The following is a 17,565-nucleotide window of genomic DNA, read 5'->3' as shown; positions in this document are numbered from 1 at the left end:
GTTCTATTCCGCCGCCATCTTGGACATCCCGGCACCCGACGGCAGGTCGAACATCCCCTGCGACAGCGTCGCGAGATATTTCTGCACCTCCTCCGATGGCAGGACGTTGGCGTACTTGGCGTTCATGTCGCAAAGGTTGATGGCGTGGCTGGCCTGCGAGCGGTCGAAGCAGCCGTCCTCCACCACCGTCACGCGGAAATTCTGCGAGAACGCATCCAGCACCGTGGCGCGGACACAGCCCGACGTGGTGGTCCCCACCACAATCACGCTGTCGCAACCCAGAAGCTGCAGATAGCTTTGCAGCGGCGTGCCGAAAAAGCCCGACGGCTTCTGCTTCGTCACCACCAGATCGCGCGGGCCGGGCGCAATCTCGTCCACAATGGCGTTGCCGTCGCGGCCGTCCGTGGCAACCTTGGGCGCTTCCTTGCCGCGGTTGTTCTTCCACAGCCAAGAGCCGCCATCCCAGTTGTCCGGGCGGCGGATGCCGGTGGTGTAGATCACCGGAATCCCCTTGCCGCGGCAGGTCTCGATCAGGCCCTCCACCACCGGCATCGCCTCCCAGGCGTCCTCGCCGCAGGAGTTGCGCCACTTCTTGATGCTCTCGACGATCGGTTCGGGTTCCTCGCCGCAAAATGCATAGTTAATGTCGATGACGAGAAGCGCGGGGCGCTCACCCCAGGCCCCCAGCGCACCATAACCGGCGGCCGCAAAGACCTCCTTGTCACGCTCGGTCAGAAACTTGTCCCAGATACGTTCGCTCATGAGGAACCTCCTGCGGGTTTGGCGGGCCTGATGGCCACGAAGATTGAAAAGACGACGGCGAACACGGCCAGCAGCACCGCATTCACCAGGAGCGCGCCGGCATGGGTCACCAGCGCAAGGTCGACCAGCGCTCCGAGGGATAGCGGGCCGAGCAGGTAGCCGAAGTCGCCGGCAAAGCGCATCACGCCCATGGCGGGCCCGATCATCTCTTCCGGCGCCACGTCCACGGCAAAAGCGGCCACGGCAGGGCCGCCGAGACCGGTGGAGACCCCCATCGCCGCCATCGCCAGCCAGAACGCCAGTTCCGAGCCCGACAGCGCGATCACCGCAACCGAAGCTGCCGCAGCGAGCGTCGACAGGACGATCACGAGCGGCCGCGGCAGCGTGTCGACTATGGTGCCGGCAATGGGGAGCACCGCCAGATTGGCGAGCGCCGAGACGGTGATCGCCAGCCCGATGTCGCCGGGGCTCATCGCGAACCGCTCGGTGGCCAGAAGCGGGATCATCTGCCACTGCCCTGCAGTCCGCGTCATGAAGATGCCGAAGTTGATGAGGAGGACGCAGGCAAACGGCGCAATCAGCAAGAGCGCCAACAGCTTGCCCGAAGGTCCGTGGTGCCCGCCCTTCTTGCCGATCTCCGGCGGATGGATGGTGACGGCGACCAGGATTGCGGTGACCCCGCCCACAGCCGCACTCGCCAGAAACGGGCCGCTGAGGCCGAAGAGATCCGCCACGATCCCGCCCGTTACCGGCCCCATCGCCGCCCCGGCCAGAAGCGCGCCCTGAAACAGCGCCATGATCCGCCCGCGCACATGCCGGTCTCCCACCGACGCGCAGTAGACGGTGGCCGCCGTCATGTAGATGCCGGAGCCGACGCCCTGCAGCGCGCGGCCGGCCAGCAGCATCTCGTAGCTCACCGCAAACGCGCCGAGCAGAGAGGCCGATCCCGCTATCGCCGGCCCCAGCCACAGCATGGTGGACAAGCCGAAGCGCTGTGAGGCATGGCCTGCCGGAATGTCGGCGAGCAGCCTCCCTGCGGCAAAGACGGTGATCATCAGCCCGATCGCCCACTCCGCCACGCCAAAGTCGGAGGCATAGATCGCCATCACCGGCGTCAGCATGCCGAACATCATCATGTGCGCGGCAACCGTTGCCATGATCAGCGGCAGGCCGGGCGCGGCCTGAAAGGTTGCGCGGTAGGACCGCGGCACGGGTGCAGCAGCGCCCAGGGCCGGTGGTGTCACGTGTTTTGTCCCGAGCGTTTCAGCCGCGGGTCGAGATTGTCGCGCAGCGCGTCGCCCAGCATGTTGATCGACAGGACCGTCAGGAAGATCGCGAGGCCCGGAAACAGCGCCATCCACCACGATGTGGAAATATAGGTCCGCCCGTCCGCCAGCATCGAACCCCATGTCGGGATCGAAGGCGGCACGCCGAGACCGAGGAACGACAGCGCCGCCTCAGCAATGATCGAGGTCGCCATCGCAAACGTGCCGATCACCAGCGCCGCCTGCACGATGTTGGGCAGGACGTGCCTCAGGATGATCCGCTTGCGGCTGGCGCCAATGGCGCGGGCGGCATGGATGAAGTCCCGTTCCTTCACGCTCATGGTGTTGGCGCGGGCAACGCGGCAGTAGGGGATCCACCGCTGGATCGCCAGCGCCAGGATCAGAACCCCCAGCCCCTGCCCCAGAAACGCCAGAATGGCGATGGCCAGAAGCAGCGGCGGAAAGGCCCAGAACACTTCGAGGAATTTCTGGATGCCGAAGTCGATCCAGCCGCCGAAATAGCCGGAGATCAGCCCCAGCGCCATGCCGACCAGCCCCGACACAACCACCACCACCAGCGCGATCAGCAGCGAGATTCGCGCGCCGTAGATCACGCGGCTGAGAATGTCGCGGCCGACATGGTCGGTGCCCAGAAAATGCGGCCCGGTAAAATATTGCGGCGGCGTCAGCGCTGCCATCAGGTCCTGGCCGTTGGGGTCGAACGGCACCACGAAGGGCGCAAACAGCGCGGCCACCACAAAGAAGGCCAGGATCACGCCGGCCACGATCACCTTCATGGTCAGCCAGGGACGCAGCGCCTTGTGAATGGCCGCAAACCGCGCACCGGTGCGCGCGATGACGGCGTCAGCGGGCAAGCTGGATGCGCGGGTCGGTGAGGGCATAAAGAAGATCCACAACAAGGTTCACGACAATGAAAAGCGTGGTGTAGACGAGCACCACGCCGGTGATCAGCGGGTAGTCCCGTGCGCCGAGGCCGGAGAGCAGCAGCTGGCCGATGCCGGGCCAGGAGAACACCGTCTCCACAATGATCGAGCCCGACAGGAGCGCGCCGAACTCCAAGCCGACGATGGTGATGACGGTCACCATCGCGTTGCGCAGCGCGTGCCGCCAAAGGATGGTGCTCCCCGACAGGCCCTTGGCCCGCGCCGTCATGATGTAGTCCTCGCTCATCACTTCCAGGATCGACGAGCGGGTGATGCGCATCAAAATCCCGGTCATGTTGATGCCCAGAACGAAGGCCGGCATGATCACGTAGAGAAACGCATCCCACGCCGCCGCAAACTGCCCCTGAATGAGGCTGTCGAAGACGCGAAAGCCGGTGATCGGCTCCACCTCGATGCCCCAGGTGTGCCGGCCCGATGACGGGAGCAGGTTGAGTTCTCCCGAAACCAGCAGGATCAGCATGATGGCGAGCCAGAAATTCGGCATCGAGATGCCGAAGAAGCCGCCCAAGGAACCCAGGTTGTCGATCCACGAATTGGGCCGCGCGCCCGCCGCCAGCCCCAGCGGCACGCCAATCAGCAGCGCAAAGACGGTGGCAAAGAACGCCAGCTCCAGCGTGGCCGGAAAGCGCTCCTTGATGAGGTCCGTCACCGGCATCGCGTAGCGAAAGCTTTCGCCGAAATCGAGCGTCAGCGCGGACGCCAGAAAATTGCCGTACTGGACGATGACAGGCTGATCGAGGCCCCACCGGGCCCGCGCCTCGGCGACATCGGCTGCCGTCGCCTCATCGTTGATCAGAATGTCCGCCGGGTCGCCGGGTGCTGCCTGCAGCAGCATGAACACCAGCATGGAAATCAGCAGGATCACGGGGATCGTGCCAACAGCGCGGCGCAGGATATAGCCGACCATCACGTCCGCCTTCGCTCATTGGAGGTCACAAGATGGTGGCCGGGGGCGTGTGCCGCCCCCGGCCCGAACGTCATTTCATGTGAATTTCCCAGCCGAAGATTGAAGCATCCGGCAGCGGCTCGTACGCGATTGCCTTGGAGATCCCCCAGGCCATCTGGTGGCGCCACATGAAGTGGGCCGGCGCTTCCTCGGTGATCGCCGCCATGGCTTCACCCAGGACCTCCATGCGCGCCTCGGGGTCGAAGGTCTGGCGCTCCTGCTTGAGGAGTGTGTCGACCTTCTCGCTGGAGAAGCCGATCCGCGGCGACGCCCCGGTCTCGAAATATTGCGAGAGGGCGGCGGACGGGTCCACCACGCTGCCCCGGCCCATGTAGTAGAACGGCACGCCGCCCTTCTGCACGTTGGACCACAAGGTGCCCCATTCCGGCGTCTTGAAGTTCACCTTGAAGCCGACCGCTTCCAGCATCGGCACCAGCGCTTCGGAGACTTGCTTGTCAGCAATGTAGCGGGCGACCGGGGTCTGGTACTCGATCTCCACGCCATCGGCGTATCCGGCTTCGGCCAGCAGCGCCTTCGCCTTTTCGGGGTCGTATTCGTAGCCCATCTTGTTGTCGGGATCGTACCCCACCTGCCCCGGCCCCACGGGTCCGTCGAGCACGCTGGCCTGGCCTTGCAGAATGGCTTTCACAATGGCCGGCCGGTTGATGGCATAGGCCACCGCCTGGCGCACCCTCTTGTCATCCCACGGCTTGAACTCGGGGTTCATCGCCAGGAACATCAGCTCCACGCTGTCCACCCATGCCACATCGGCGTTCGGCGCCTGCTCGATCCGCGGCACCAGCTGCGGCGGAATGAACTGCGCGATCTGCACTTCGCCGTTCAGGAGCGCCGTCACCCGCTGCTCGGGCTCTTTCATGATCTTGAAGATGATCTCGTCCGGGTTGTCCTCGCTGACGAGTTCGTTCCCCGGCACCTTCTCGATGACCATGTAGTTGTCGACCACAAGCTCCTTCAGCTTGTAGGGCCCGAAGCCGACCGGATGCTCGCGGTCCGCAGCCTCCCGCCCGAACTCGTCGAACACGTCCTTCGAAGAGATGATGAAATTGGCAAGGTAGAAGGGCAGCGTCGCCACCGGCTCGGTGGTGGTGATCTCGAAGGTGCGGTCATCCACCGCCACAATGTCCTCGATGTAGCGGGCGTTGTGGCTCTGACGGGTTTGCGGATCGTTGCGGATGCGATCGACCGAATGGAGGATGTCGGCCGTGGTCACCGGCGTCCCGTTCTGGAACATGAGGTCGTCCTTCAGGGTGAAGGACCACACCAGCGGATTGGAATCGTCCTTCAGCCCCCAGTCCTTCAGCGCGATCGAATAATGCGATGCGGTGTCGAAGTCGTAGTGGAACAGGCACCCGTAGACCTGGCACCAGGCCGCATACATCAGCGATACGCTGTCGGCGTGCGGATTGTGGCTGGCGATGGTCTCGGTGACGGCGACGGTAACGCGGGTCTGAGCCTTCGCGTCCGGCGTTGCGGCCATGGCCGCCAACCCTCCAAGCGTCAGGGCAGCCACCCACCGCCGCGTCTGCTTCGTGGACGATGCAAGGTGCATTTTGCGCACTCCCTCGGTTTTCGCGGCCGCAAAAGCGCCGCATCAGCCTGAGACAATTGCCGCCCGGCACACCCTGAGTGTCGCTTTCACGCCGTGGCTCACCCCGGAGCCATGCCAGCCGGCAAGATCAGACCGGTCATTGCAACCGCAGTGCCACAGATTTCGCCGCGCCAGCCGCTCGATGGCGGCCTTGATCCAAATATTCCTCAAAAATCAGCATCTTATTCGCGCCTGTCACAACGTCGAATGCGATTGATAAAAACTATGAAACGACTTCATAAGAAGGGCTTATACCGCGCGTCTTCCCTGATAAATCATGCCTGATCGCTACTTTGCAGCACTGTTGGCACAATGATTGCGACGCGGATGGATGCCCGCTGGCTCTGCACAGGGAAGTTCCATGAATGTAGCCCCGCGTCCTGACGAGATCGCCGACGCCCCCCTGCTCGACATCAACGACCTCACCACCGTCTTCCCCACCATCGACGGGGATGTGACGGCGGTGCGCAATGTTTCCTTCAGCGTCAGCCGAGGCGAAATGGTGGCCGTGGTGGGCGAATCGGGGTCCGGCAAGTCGGTCACCGCCCGCTCCATCCTGCGGTTGGTCGACTATATGGGCGGCGAACTGCGCGGCGGTGCCATCACCCTTGCCGGCGACAATGGCCCGATGGACCTTGCCACCCTGGACGAGGCGGCCATCCGCAAGATCCGCGGCAACCGGATCTCCATGGTCTTTCAGGAGCCGATGACATCGCTCAATCCGGTGCTCACCATCGAGCGCCAGATCACCGAGGCCATCCGCCTGCACCAGAGTGTCGACGCACGACGCGCCCGCGCCATAGCCCTCGACATGCTCAAGCTGGTGCGCATGCCGGAGGCGGAGAAGCGCCTCTCCCAGTTTCCGCACGAACTGTCCGGCGGGATGCGCCAGCGCGTGATGATCGCCATGGCGCTCGCCTGCCGCCCCTCGCTGCTCATCGCGGACGAGCCCACCACCGCGCTCGACGTCACCATCCAGGCGCAGATCCTGGAGCTGGTTAAGACGCTGCGCCACGAAATCGGCATGGCGGTCATCTTCATCACCCACGACATGGGCGTCGTGGCCGAAATTGCCGACCGCGTGGTGGTCATGTACCAGGGCGAAAAGGTGGAGGAAGGCACGGCCGAAGCCATCTTTGCCGCGCCACAACACGCCTACACCAAGGCCCTCCTGTCAGCCATTCCCCGCCTCGGCGCCATGGCGGACAAGGCGGACCCCGAACCGTTCGATGTGATTGCCTATGGCGACGAGGCGCCCCCCGCGCCGGCCCGCGTGCGGCCCACGCACACAAATGAGGCACGGCGCACGGTGCTGGAGGTCCACAACCTCGTCAAACGCTTCCCCGTGCGCGCCGGCATGTTCAAGCGCACCGTTGGCCACGTTCACGCCGTCGAGGGTGTGGATCTGACGCTGAAGGAGGGCGAAACCCTCGCCATCGTCGGCGAATCCGGATGCGGCAAGTCCACCGTCGCCCGCACGGTGATGAAGCTTTACGACCCCACCAGCGGCGACATCATCATCGACGGGCGGAACGTCACCGACCTCCCCACCCAACTGATGCTCCCGGTCCGCCGCACCATCCAGATGGTGTTCCAGGACCCCTACGCCTCGCTCAACCCCCGCATGACGGTTGGCGATGCCGTCGGCGAGCCGCTCATCGTCCACGATGTGCCGGAGGCGCGCGACAAGGCGGCGCGCACCGCGCTGATTGCGGCGCAGCTGGAGCGCGTCGGCCTGCCGGCAGACGCCATGCGCCGCTACCCGCACGAGTTTTCCGGCGGCCAGCGCCAGCGCATCTGCATTGCCCGCGCTCTTGTGCTCAACCCGAAGATCATCATTGCCGACGAAGCCGTCTCCGCGCTCGACGTTTCGATCCAGGCGCAGATCGTGAACCTGATGATGGATCTTCAGGCCGAACGCGGCATCTCCTACCTGTTCATCTCACACGACATGGCGGTGGTGGAGCGCATCAGCCACCGCGTTGCGGTGATGTATCTGGGCGAAATCGTCGAGATCGGCCCCCGCCAGGCGGTGTTCGCAAACCCCGCCCACCCCTATACGCAAAAGCTCCTGTCAGCCGTGCCCGTGGCGGATCCCACCGCGAGGCGGGAGCGGGTGCTTGATCAGTCGGAAATTCCAAGCCCGATGCGGCCGGTCGGCTTCGTCCCCGAAAAGCGGCCGATGAAGAAGGTCGGCCGCGATCATTTCGTGATGGCCTGATCCGGCCGCCTAACCGCCGATAGCAATCCTGGAATCGAGGTTGACCAGCTTGGCCAGCTGCTTCAGTCGCCGGCGGGGCCGTTCGCCATCCAGCGTATCCAGCTCTTCGGGCAGGACGAGCACCAGCGAACCGTCCACCACCTTCACGTGGGTGCGCGGCAGAATCCCGGCAACGCCGGGCGCCAGCACGTAAGCCACCTTGAACGCCTGAGCGAGGAATTTTGCCCGCTGCGCCAGCCGCTTGGGGCAAAGGCCCTCGGCCGGGGGCCTTGCCGCGCCATCCGCCAGCCCGCCATAGCGGTCGTGCAGCGTTGCCGCCAGATAGCCGCGCCCCGCATGGTCGATCCCGTAAAGCGCAACGTTGGAGATGATCGCAATCGCCTGATCGCCCCGGTAATCGGGGTGGGCGCGCCAGCCGATGTCGGACATCAGACAGGCCGCCGTGCGCAGGCGCCGCTCCTCCTCGCTCTCGCGAATGCCGACTGCCTCGAACAGCTCTGCGGTCCAACCGATCAGCTCTGCACAGTTTGCCGGCGAGCGTGCCCGCAGGATCGCCAGCTCCTCGCTGGCAAGGATCAGCGGATCGCGCGTCTTCTCCTCGTCGGTCAGGCCGCTGTAGATCAGCCCCTCGCGCACGCCGAGCGCAGAGGCGACGATCGCTTCCGGCTTGCCACGCCGGATGATCTCGCGCAGCACCACCGCACCCCACGGAACCAGCGGCCGCCGCCCCTTTGAAACGACGCTGGTGCCATCCATCTTGTCCAGCCCGTCGGAGATGATGAGGTCGCAGAACGCCTCCAGCTTGTCCGCCGGCACCGAATAATGGTGCATCACCGAAACCGGATAGGACGTCTGCGCCATGTGGAGCCGAACGAGCGAGCGCCACGTGCCGCCCACGGCGTAAAAATTGCGACCGGCAAGCAGCGGCAGCTGGCGGGAGGCGGCCAGCTCCTTGGCCACCAGATCGGCACCCTTGGCAAGCGAGTCCTTCGCGTCGCCCTTCAGCCGCAAGGTGCCGAGCGGAAAACTCTCGCCCATGCCCAGCCTGTCGTCTCCGGCGTCGATCAGCTCGAGCGAGCCGCCGCCAAGGTCCCCCACCACGCCGTCGGGCTGCCAGAAACCGCACAGGACGCCGTTGGCGGCCATCTCGGCCTCTTCCCGCCCATCGAGCACGCGGACCGGAACCCCCGCAGCCGCCTCGATCTGCGCCATGAACTCCGCGCCATTGGCCGCAACGCGCGCCGCTGCCGTTGCCAGAATGGTCAGCGCGTTGGCATCGGCCGAACGCGCCACCGTCATGAACCGGCGAATGGCAGAGAGCGTGCGCGACATGGCATCGTCGGACAATCGGCCCGCGTCCGCCAGATCCGCGCCAAGCCCCGCCAGCACCTTTTCGTTGAACAGCACTGCCGGCGCGCGCGAGGCCCGCTCGTACAGCACAAGCCGGATTGAGTTGGAGCCGACGTCGATCACGCCGACAGCGCCGTCGCCAATTCGCCGACCGACGTCAATCTCGGTCGCTTCACGCCATTGCGGGTCGCTCATCAATCGAACGCAAACGCTTTGGACTCGCGCTTCTTCTGCACGTGTCCCCGGCCCGATAGCGACGGGTTGGTCATGAAGTATTCGTGGGCGTTCACCATATCGTCCTCGCCTGCTTCTATCCTGACATGGCCGCCATCCGGCAACACGAGCCAACTTTGCTGGTTATCCCTGAGCGATACGCCCATTATCTGATCAAGTATCTGCTCGTGCACAGTTTCATTGTCGATCGGCACCAGAGTTTCCACCCGCCTGTCGAGATTTCGCGGCATCAGATCAGCCGAACCGATGTAGACCACAGCCTCGCGCGACGGCAGCGCCGCCCCGTTGCCGAAGCAGAAGATGCGGCTGTGTTCCAGAAACCGCCCGACGATGGATTTGACCCGGATATTGTCCGAAAGCCCGGGCACGCCGGGCCGCAGGCAGCAGATGCCGCGCACCACGAGGTCGATCTCGACGCCCGCTCTCGACGCATCGTAAAGCGCATCGATGATCTTCACATCCACCAGCGAGTTCATCTTCATCCAGATCCCGCCGGGCCGGCCAGCCCGCACATGCGCAATCTCCGCGTCAATATGATCCAGGATCCGCTTGCGCAGCGTCAGCGGCGACACCGCAAGCCGGTTCAGCTCCGCGGGCTCGGCATAGCCGGTTATGAAGTTGAACACCCGCGCCACGTCCTGCGCGATCACCGGGTCGGCGGTGAAGAAGGACAGGTCGGTGTAAATCTTGGCGGTGATCGGGTGGTAGTTGCCCGTGCCGATGTGCACGTAGGTGGCAAGCTGCCCGCCTTCGCGCCGCACCACCATCTGCAGTTTGGCGTGGGTCTTCAGCTCCAGGAACCCGTAGACCACCTGCACCCCGGCGCGCTCCAGGTCGCGCGCCCACCTGATGTTGGCCTCCTCGTCGAAGCGCGCCTTGATCTCGATGAGTGCGGTGACGGACTTGCCGGCATCTGCTGCTGCAATGAGCGCCGCCACGATGGGGCTGTCGTTTGACGTGCGGTAGAGCGTCTGCTTGATGGCGACGACGTCGGGGTCAGCGGCGGCCTGTGCCACGAACTGGGCCACAACGTCGAACGATTCGTACGGGTGATGGACCACCATGTCCTTTTCGCGGATGGCCGCAAAGCAGTCGCCGCCCTGCTGCAGCACACGCTCCGGAAAGCGCGGCGTGTAGGGCGCGAACTTCAATTCCGGCCGCTCCAGCGAGACCAGTTGCGACAGGTCCTTCAGCGCCAGCGTCCCCTCGATCACCATGATCCCGCTTTCGCCGACCCCCAGCGCGCCGGCCACGAAGGTGCGAAGCTCGTCGGGCGTCGACGCCTCGATTTCGAGGCGCACCACCGAACCGCGCCGCCGCCGCTTCAGCGCGCTTTCGAAGGTGCGCACGAGATCTTCCGCCTCTTCCTCGATTTCGAGGTCGCTGTCGCGGATCACGCGGAAGGCGCCGGTCGCCAGCACGTCATGCGCCGGGAACAGCCGGTCCAGATGCAGGCGGATGGCGTTGCCAAGCGCGATGAAGCGCGTAATCGGTCCCCCGCCTTCAAGACGGATGAAGCGCTGCACCTGCGCCGGGATGCGCACCAGCGCGATGCGCTTTTCGCCGTCCGGTGCCTTCAGCTGCAGCACCAGCGAAAAGCCGAGGTTGGGAATGAACGGGAACGGGTGCGCCGGGTCGATGGCAAGCGGCGTCAGCACAGGAAACACCTGGCTGAGGAAGGTGTTTTCGAGGCTGTCCAGCTCGGCATCGCCCAGCGTGCCGGGTTCGGCAATCTCGATGCCGACCGCCGCCAGCTCCCCACGCAGGGCAAGAAGCTGCTCCTGCTGCTTGGCCTGAAGGCCCTTCACACGCTCGTCGATCCGCGCCAGTTGCTCGCCGGGACCGCGCCCGTCGTCGCTGCGCGTGTCCACCCTGGCGCGCTGCTGCGCAATCAGGCCGGCAACGCGGACCATCAGAAATTCATCAAGATTGTTGGCGGAAATCGAGAGGAAACGCAGCCGCTCCAGAAGCGGGTGGTGCGGATTCGCCGCCTCCTCCAGAACCCGTTCGTTGAAGGAGAGCCAGGAAAGCTCGCGGTTGATGAAACGCTCGGGACTGGTGCGCAGCCCCTCATTCGCTTCGGTCGAATGCGCGGACGCATCGGTCTTCACGGAATCGGCGGCCATTGCCTTCAGAATCCCTCTCTCGGCGGCGGTCGTCCGGGCCTATGGCACACTCTCATCCGCAGCGGAACCGCCAGCCGACTGCAAAAGCCTCGCTGCCAGCGGCCGGGTCAGCCCGCGCTTTTCCGCAAGCCCTTTCTTGTCCAGCGCATCCACCCAGTGCATCGCATCGTGAAGCGTCCGCTCCATCCGCGCCATCAGGAAATCGAGGACGGCACTTTCCGCCGGCAACTGGCGGCGCTGGAACGCATCGATCATGACCCGGCGGATCAGCGCATCGTCCGGCGGCTCAAGCGCCACCTCCGGGAAGGCGCGCAGGCGGGAGTCGAGATCGCGCAAGCCCCCCACCGGGCGGCGCGAGGCCGTCAGCAGCATCGTCCCGCCCGCATTGCGCACCGCATTGATGAGGTGGAACAGCGCCCGGTCTGCCGCAACGTCCGCATCGTCCACCACTACGGTGGCCTCGGCCAGCGTCAGCGCATCGTCGGCGCATAGTGCCGCGCCATTCACCACGGCAACGTCGGCAGTTTCAGCAAAGCGGCGGGCGAGATGGCTCTTGCCGGACCCGTCCGGCCCCGTCACCAGAACGATGGGGTTGGGCCAGCTCGGCCACTTCGACAGCAGCGAATACGCGGCCTCGTTGGACTGCGACACCACCGTGTGCGGCGGCGCATCCACCATGCCGAGATCCAGCACAAGCTGTTCCATCAAACTCTCCGCTCACCGCCGGGGCGCGACCAGCTGACCATAGAGCGCGCTGCCAAGGCGTGCGCATCGCATTGCGGTGACACCCGCTTTACCCACCTCAACACGGGATCGCCTGTGGACAGCGCTTCCAAAGCGCGCCCCAAACTGGCAAGGGAGTGACAATCCGCAGGAACAATTATGTCTCAAGATCCCCTCAAGGCCTACGCCGAGGCCGGTGTCGACGTTGCCGCCGGTGACAGGCTTGTCGATCGCATCACGCCCGCCGCCGCGGCCACCCAGCGCGCCGGCGCCCTGCCCGCCCTCGGCGGCTTCGGCGCTGCGTTCGACCTTGGTGCAGCCGGGCACGAAGGCTCGCTCCTCATTGCGTCAACGGACGGGGTCGGCACCAAGCTGCGCCTTGCCACCGACCTTGGCCGCCATGAGGGCATCGGCATCGACCTTGTGGCCATGTGCGTCAACGACATTCTCGCACAGGGCGCCGAACCGCTCTTCTTCCTCGACTATTACGCCACCGGCGCGCTGGACGTTGCCGCCGCGGCCACCGTGGTCGAGAGCATAGCCGCCGGCTGCAAGGACGCCGGCTGCGCCCTCATCGGCGGCGAAACGGCGGAAATGCCCGGCCATTATGCCAAGGGCGATTACGATCTTGCCGGCTTCTCCGTCGGCGCCGTCAAACGGGACGAAGTCCTCCCCCGCGACACTCTGGCGGAGGGCGACGTTCTGATCGGCCTGGCGTCCAGCGGCGCCCACTCCAACGGTTATTCCCTCATCCGCAAGCTGGCCGCCGACAACGGATGGGATATGGCCGCGCCCTTCGAGGGCGGAACGCTCGGCGAAGCGCTCCTTGCGCCCACCCGCATCTATGTTCGCCCGGTGCTGGCGGCGCTCAAGTCCCACGGCGCATCCATCAAGGCCGTTGCGCACATCACCGGCGGCGGCCTCACCGGCAATATCCCCCGCATCCTGCCGGACGGGCTTGCCGCAAAAATCGATCGCCGCGCCCTTCCCGCCAACCCCGTCATGGCGTTCCTGCAAAAGAGCGCCAGCCTGTCGGATGCAACCATGGAAGCCACGTTCAACTGCGGCGTCGGCCTCGTGATTGCCGTGGCAGAGGCGGACGCTGCCGCCATTGCGCTGACCTTGCAGGACGAGGGCGAGTGGCCTGCCATCATCGGCACGCTGATTGGGTGCGAGGACGGGGCAGAGCGTTGCCAGATCGGATGATGAAGACACCCATCGCCGTGCTCTTTTCGGGTCGCGGCAGCAATCTCAAATCGCTGATCGACGCCTGTGCCGCGCCGGACTTTCCGGCCACCATCGTCCTTGCCGCCACCGACAAGCCGGAGGCCGGCGGCCTTGCCCATGCCGCCAATGCCGGCATCCCCGTGGCGGTGGTCGACCGCAAGGCCTATGGCGACCGTGCCACCTTCGAGGCCGCGCTCGACAAGGCGGTCCGCGCGTCAGGCGCCGAGCTTATCTGTCTCGCCGGCTTCATGCGCATCCTGTCGGGCACCTTCGTCGCTGCCTGGGTGGACGCCATTCTCAACATTCACCCGTCGCTGCTGCCAGCATTCCGGGGGCTCGACACCCACGCCCGCGCGCTTGCCGCCGGTGCCAAGATTGCCGGAATTACCGTCCACATCGTGACCGAAGAGCTGGACGACGGCCCGATCCTCGCCCAGGCCGCTGTCGCCGTGCGGCCCGACGACACGCCCGAAACCCTCGCCGCGCGGACGCTTGCCGCCGAACACAGGCTCTACCCCGCCGCGCTCGCCCAGCACCTGATGCCGCGCGAGGCAACCGACTACGGCAAAACCCTGTTCAGCCCGCCACTGCCGGACGAAGGCTGACGCGGCTGTCGTGAAATGCGGCCCCGCCGTGCGGCGCAACAGGGTCCGCCCCGATCAGCGTGTTGATCCCCTTCCCGCCCGCAAAGTCGGCATTCTGGAACAGGCCTTCTGAAACCACCGTGCCGCGCTGCACACCGTCAAACAGCCGCGCGGTCAGCGTTACCGCGCCCCGGTGGTTGGCCAGCGTCACGGCCATGCCATCGTCGATACCTTCGGCCGCGGCGTCTTCTGGGTGGACCAGCACAAGCGGCGCCCCCTCTTTCCTGCGCGAACCCTCGGTCTCGTTGAAGCTCGAATTGAGGAAGGAGCGGGCCGGTGCCGTCACCAGCCGGTAGGGCTCGGCAGCACTCGCCCCTTCGGTCACGTCCCACTGGTCCGGAAAACGCGGCATCGCTGCAACCGGCCCCATGGCAACGCTGCCCCCCGTCGGCACCGCCCCCCAGTCCGGACTGAAGCGAAAACGCCCGTCCGCATAACCGAACCCGTCCAGAAAATGCGCTTCGGCAAAAGGCGGCTGCAGGTCGACGAACCCTTCGAGCCACAGCGCCTCCCCGTCCAGACCTGAAGCGTCCACCAGCCAGTCCACATGCTCGCGTGCGCTCATCTCGAAGCCCGGATGGGTCGCGCCCACCCGCCGCGCAATCTCGGTGTTGACCCAGTGGTTCTCCCGGCACTCGCCCGGCGCCTCGACCAGCTTCGGGCCGATCAGCACATGCTGGTGCCCACCGCCGCGGTAGATATCATCGTGCTCCACAAACATCGTCGCCGGCAAGACGATGTCAGCCATCCGCGCCGTTTCGGTCATCACCTGCTCGTGCACGGCAACAAACAGGTCGTCGCGCGCAAAGCCCTCGCGAACGCGTGCCTGTTCCGGCGCCACCACCATGGGGTTGGTGTTCTGAACCCACAGCGCCTTCACCGGCGGCCCGCCCGCCAGCGCGTCGGCATCCCCGCACAGGACCGCACCAATGCGCGACTGGTCGAGCTGGCGCACGGCCGGGTCGCGCATGTCCTGCCCCTCGATCATGCTCTTGTCGAGCTTGTAGATCGCGCCGTTGTTGTGGAAGGCGCCGCCGCCCTCGTGCTGCCAGCTCCCCAGCACCGTGGGGATCGAAAGCGCCGCGTGCATTGCCGTGGTCCCGTTGCGGGACCGGGTGAACCCGTAACCGAGGCGAAAATACGTGCGCGCCGTGCGACCCACCAGCGCCGCAAAGGCCTCGATCTCGTCCACCCCCAGCCCGGTGATCCCCGCCGCCCATTCAGGCGTCCGACTGACCAGGTGCGCCTCAAGCCCAGCCGGATCGTCGGTGAACCTGTCCATATAGGCGCGGTCGGCATAGCCATCGCGGAAGGCAATGTGCATCACCGCGCAGGCCAGTGCCGCGTCGGTGCCCGGCCGCAGGATCAACGCCATGTCGGCCTGCCGCGTCGTGTCGTTGTGGTAGACGTCCACCACCACAATCTTCGCGCTGCGGTTCTTGCGGGCGGCAATCGCGTGGGTCATCACGTTGACCTGCGTGGCCACCGCATTGGTGCCCCAGATCACGAGGCAATCCGTCACCCGCATCTCGCGCGGATCGACACCGGCCAGCTTGCCCGTGCCGGCAACGAAGCCCGCCCAGGCCATGTTGGTGCAGATGGTGTCGTACTGCCGCGAATAGCCCTTGGCGTGGCGCAGGCGGTGGATGCCATCGCGCTGCACAAGCCCCATCGTGCCGGCGTAGTGGTAGGGCCAGACGGCTTCGGCGCCATGGCTCGCTTCGGCCGCCAGCAGCGCCTCGGCAATCCGGTCCAGCGCCTCGTCCCAGCCGATCTGGCGGAAATCGTTGCCGCCCTTGGGGCCGGTGCGCAATAGCGGCGTCAGGAGCCGGTCCGGATTGTTCACCCGTTCGGCATAGCGCGCCACCTTCGCGCAGATGACGCCGGCGGTATAATCGTTGGCGGCGGACCCGCGCACGCGCCCGATCCGCCCATCTGCCACCTCAATCTCAAGGGCGCAGGTGGAGGGGCAATCGTGCGGGCAGGCAGAGCGGTGGCGGACCGGCGCGTTCATCGAGGTGAGTTCCAGTGTTGCGGTGCGCCAGCCTAACCCATCATCCCAGCGATGAGAACGCCGGGGCGTGGGCAACCTGTCCGCCGCCGGCAAGCCCCTCGGGCCGCAACGCCAGCGCCAGAAAATACGGCCCCTCATAGGGGGAGGAAAACGGCGCGGCCGCCGCTGCCGAAAGCCCGAACCGCGCATAATAATCAGGATCGCCAAGGATGAAGAGGCCGGCAAACCCTGCCTCCGCCGCCCCCGCAATTGCCGCGCGCACCAGAGCTGCGCCAATGCCGCGACTGCGCCACGCCGCGTCGACGGCAACGGGCGCCAGCGCGCAAAATCCTCCCGTCATCGGGGAAATTGCCACATGCCCGATGACCCGGCCGTCGGCCCGCGCGACCAGCGAGAGCGCAAGGTCACCATCGGCGCGCAGGGCATCCACCAGGTCCGCCTCGGCCGAACCGCCGAACGCCTCTGTCACCACTGCCCTGATGGCGTCTTCGTCACCGGGGCCCTCCGGCGCGATCGCCGCATTGTCCTTTGGCATCACTCTACGCTAGGTCTCCTTGCAACCGCTTCCCACCCAAGGCCCTCGCGTGACCGACCTTCCCCAATCCATCGACGCGACCGAAACCATGCTGGCCGAGGCCGACTATGTGGCCGACCGCTCGCTCGCAACCGTCCTCTTTCTGGCCATGCGCCTCAAGCGCCCGCTCTTTCTGGAAGGTGAGGCCGGCGTCGGCAAGACCGAGATTGCCAAGGTCCTGTCCACGGCGCTGGGCCGCAGGCTGATCCGGATGCAATGCTACGAGGGCCTCGACACCGCGTCCGCCCTTTATGAGTGGAACTACCCGGCGCAGATGCTCGCCATCCGCCAGGCCGAAGCCGGCAGCACGGCGGCCGACGTCTTCGACCCCCGTTTCCTCATCCGCCGCCCCATTCTGGAAGCGCTCGACACCCCGCCCGAAGGCGCCCCCATCCTGCTGATCGACGAGCTGGACCGCGCCGACGAGGCCTTCGAGGCCTTCTTGCTGGAGGTGCTCTCGGACTTTCAGGTGACGATCCCGGAGCTTGGCCCCATCAAGGCCGCCGAACCGCCCATCGTCATCATCACCACAAACCGGACGCGCGAAATTCACGACGCGCTCAAGCGCCGCTGCCTCTATCATTGGGTGGACTACCCCTCCATGGCGCGGGAACGCGAGATCGTCCGCCGCAAGGCGCCGGGCGTCGGTGAGCGGTTGGCCGACGAGATTGTCGCCTTCGTGCAGGAGCTGCGCAGTGGCGACCTCTTCAAGCCCCCCGGCGTTGCCGAGACGCTGGACTGGGCACAGGCGCTGGTGGAGCTGGACCAGATGGTGCTGGAGCCCGGCACTGCGGACGACACCCTCGGCGTCCTTCTCAAGTATCAGGACGATATTGCAAAGGTTCGCGGCTCGACCGTGCAGCGGATGATCGACGAGATCCGCAACCGCCGCCCGCCCATGTAGC

The 17,565-nt window shown here is 65.8% G+C and carries 14 protein-coding genes; 4 read left to right on the top strand and 10 right to left on the bottom strand.

Annotated elements, in window-relative coordinates:
* Positions 1 to 3: 3 nt before the first annotated feature.
* The 5 genes from RDV64_RS16555 to RDV64_RS16535 form a co-directional block, all read right to left on the bottom strand.
* Positions 4 to 762 carry an isochorismatase family protein gene (locus RDV64_RS16555; RefSeq protein WP_309196049.1) on the bottom strand — a complete coding sequence of 253 codons (759 nt, stop codon included), beginning with the start codon at positions 760 to 762 and terminating at the stop codon, positions 4 to 6.
* Positions 759 to 2,006, bottom strand: a complete 1,248-nt coding sequence (locus RDV64_RS16550) for an MFS transporter (protein WP_309196046.1) — start codon at positions 2,004 to 2,006, stop codon at positions 759 to 761. Before RDV64_RS16550 ends, RDV64_RS16555 begins: the two co-directional genes overlap by 4 nt.
* Positions 2,003 to 2,929, bottom strand: a complete 927-nt coding sequence (locus tag RDV64_RS16545; RefSeq protein WP_309196044.1) for an ABC transporter permease — start codon at positions 2,927 to 2,929, stop codon at positions 2,003 to 2,005. Before RDV64_RS16545 ends, RDV64_RS16550 begins: the two co-directional genes overlap by 4 nt.
* A complete protein-coding gene (locus tag RDV64_RS16540; RefSeq protein ID WP_309199531.1) occupies positions 2,892 to 3,899 on the bottom strand; it encodes an ABC transporter permease in 1,008 nt (335 codons plus the stop codon). The genes RDV64_RS16545 and RDV64_RS16540 overlap by 38 nt, the downstream gene beginning before the upstream one ends.
* A gap of 70 nt (positions 3,900 to 3,969) precedes the next feature.
* Positions 3,970 to 5,508, bottom strand: a complete 1,539-nt coding sequence (locus RDV64_RS16535) for an ABC transporter substrate-binding protein (protein ID WP_309196042.1) — start codon at positions 5,506 to 5,508, stop codon at positions 3,970 to 3,972.
* 400 nt (positions 5,509 to 5,908) lie between these two features.
* Between RDV64_RS16535 and RDV64_RS16530 the strand changes: the two genes are divergently transcribed.
* Complete coding sequence (locus RDV64_RS16530; protein ID WP_309196040.1) at positions 5,909 to 7,768, top strand: ABC transporter ATP-binding protein; 1,860 nt, start codon at positions 5,909 to 5,911, stop codon at positions 7,766 to 7,768.
* A 9-nt stretch (positions 7,769 to 7,777) separates the two neighbouring features.
* On the opposite strand, the gene RDV64_RS16525 is transcribed toward RDV64_RS16530, so the two are convergent.
* The 3 genes from RDV64_RS16525 to RDV64_RS16515 are packed head-to-tail and all read right to left on the bottom strand — an operon-like array spanning position 7,778 to position 12,183.
* Positions 7,778 to 9,313, bottom strand: coding sequence for a Ppx/GppA phosphatase family protein (locus RDV64_RS16525; protein ID WP_309196038.1), 1,536 nt, complete (start codon positions 9,311 to 9,313; stop codon positions 7,778 to 7,780).
* Positions 9,313 to 11,478: an RNA degradosome polyphosphate kinase gene (locus tag RDV64_RS16520; protein ID WP_309196036.1), complete on the bottom strand. Its 2,166-nt coding sequence runs from the start codon at positions 11,476 to 11,478 to the stop codon at positions 9,313 to 9,315. Before RDV64_RS16520 ends, RDV64_RS16525 begins: the two co-directional genes overlap by 1 nt.
* A 39-nt stretch (positions 11,479 to 11,517) precedes the next feature.
* Positions 11,518 to 12,183 carry a hypothetical protein gene (locus RDV64_RS16515; RefSeq protein ID WP_309196034.1) on the bottom strand — a complete coding sequence of 222 codons (666 nt, stop codon included), beginning with the start codon at positions 12,181 to 12,183 and terminating at the stop codon, positions 11,518 to 11,520.
* Positions 12,184 to 12,360: 177 nt separating this feature from the next.
* Here RDV64_RS16515 and purM point away from each other — a divergent pair, with 177 nt between their 5' ends.
* Entirely contained in the window at positions 12,361 to 13,407 is a 1,047-nt protein-coding gene (gene purM, locus RDV64_RS16510) for a phosphoribosylformylglycinamidine cyclo-ligase (protein WP_309196033.1), read from the top strand.
* On the top strand, positions 13,404 to 14,033 hold the full coding sequence (purN, locus tag RDV64_RS16505) for a phosphoribosylglycinamide formyltransferase (protein ID WP_309196032.1): 630 nt from the start codon (positions 13,404 to 13,406) through the stop codon (positions 14,031 to 14,033). The genes purM and purN overlap by 4 nt, the downstream gene beginning before the upstream one ends.
* On the opposite strand, the gene RDV64_RS16500 is transcribed toward purN, so the two are convergent.
* Both RDV64_RS16500 and RDV64_RS16495 read right to left on the bottom strand, forming a co-directional pair.
* Positions 14,005 to 16,086 carry a molybdopterin oxidoreductase family protein gene (locus tag RDV64_RS16500; protein WP_309196031.1) on the bottom strand — a complete coding sequence of 694 codons (2,082 nt, stop codon included), beginning with the start codon at positions 16,084 to 16,086 and terminating at the stop codon, positions 14,005 to 14,007. The genes purN and RDV64_RS16500 overlap by 29 nt on opposite strands.
* Before the next feature lie 40 nt (positions 16,087 to 16,126).
* Positions 16,127 to 16,621, bottom strand: a complete 495-nt coding sequence (locus tag RDV64_RS16495; RefSeq protein WP_309199530.1) for an N-acetyltransferase — start codon at positions 16,619 to 16,621, stop codon at positions 16,127 to 16,129.
* An 88-nt stretch (positions 16,622 to 16,709) separates the two neighbouring features.
* On the opposite strand from RDV64_RS16495, the gene RDV64_RS16490 reads away from it, so the two are divergent.
* Entirely contained in the window at positions 16,710 to 17,564 is an 855-nt protein-coding gene (locus RDV64_RS16490) for a MoxR family ATPase (RefSeq protein ID WP_309199529.1), read from the top strand.
* The last annotated feature ends 1 nt before the right edge of the window (position 17,565 follow it).

The organism is Acuticoccus sp. MNP-M23 (assembly GCF_031195445.1).
Lineage (GTDB): Bacteria > Pseudomonadota > Alphaproteobacteria > Rhizobiales > Amorphaceae > Acuticoccus.
This window is presented reverse-complemented; position numbering and strand designations above follow the sequence as displayed.

Coding starts and splice junctions, on each gene's coding strand:
- RDV64_RS16555 (WP_309196049.1), bottom strand. CDS start 762: ATGAGCGAACGTATCTGGGACAAGTTTCTGACCGAGCGTGACAAGGAG.
- RDV64_RS16545 (WP_309196044.1), bottom strand. CDS start 2,929: ATGCCCTCACCGACCCGCGCATCCAGCTTGCCCGCTGACGCCGTCATC.
- RDV64_RS16540 (WP_309199531.1), bottom strand. CDS start 3,899: ATGGTCGGCTATATCCTGCGCCGCGCTGTTGGCACGATCCCCGTGATC.
- RDV64_RS16535 (WP_309196042.1), bottom strand. CDS start 5,508: ATGCACCTTGCATCGTCCACGAAGCAGACGCGGCGGTGGGTGGCTGCC.
- RDV64_RS16530 (WP_309196040.1), top strand. CDS start 5,909: ATGAATGTAGCCCCGCGTCCTGACGAGATCGCCGACGCCCCCCTGCTC.
- RDV64_RS16525 (WP_309196038.1), bottom strand. CDS start 9,313: ATGAGCGACCCGCAATGGCGTGAAGCGACCGAGATTGACGTCGGTCGG.
- RDV64_RS16520 (WP_309196036.1), bottom strand. CDS start 11,478: ATGGCCGCCGATTCCGTGAAGACCGATGCGTCCGCGCATTCGACCGAA.
- RDV64_RS16515 (WP_309196034.1), bottom strand. CDS start 12,183: ATGGAACAGCTTGTGCTGGATCTCGGCATGGTGGATGCGCCGCCGCAC.
- purM (WP_309196033.1), top strand. CDS start 12,361: ATGTCTCAAGATCCCCTCAAGGCCTACGCCGAGGCCGGTGTCGACGTT.
- purN (WP_309196032.1), top strand. CDS start 13,404: ATGATGAAGACACCCATCGCCGTGCTCTTTTCGGGTCGCGGCAGCAAT.
- RDV64_RS16500 (WP_309196031.1), bottom strand. CDS start 16,086: ATGAACGCGCCGGTCCGCCACCGCTCTGCCTGCCCGCACGATTGCCCC.
- RDV64_RS16495 (WP_309199530.1), bottom strand. CDS start 16,621: ATGCCAAAGGACAATGCGGCGATCGCGCCGGAGGGCCCCGGTGACGAA.
- RDV64_RS16490 (WP_309199529.1), top strand. CDS start 16,710: ATGCTGGCCGAGGCCGACTATGTGGCCGACCGCTCGCTCGCAACCGTC.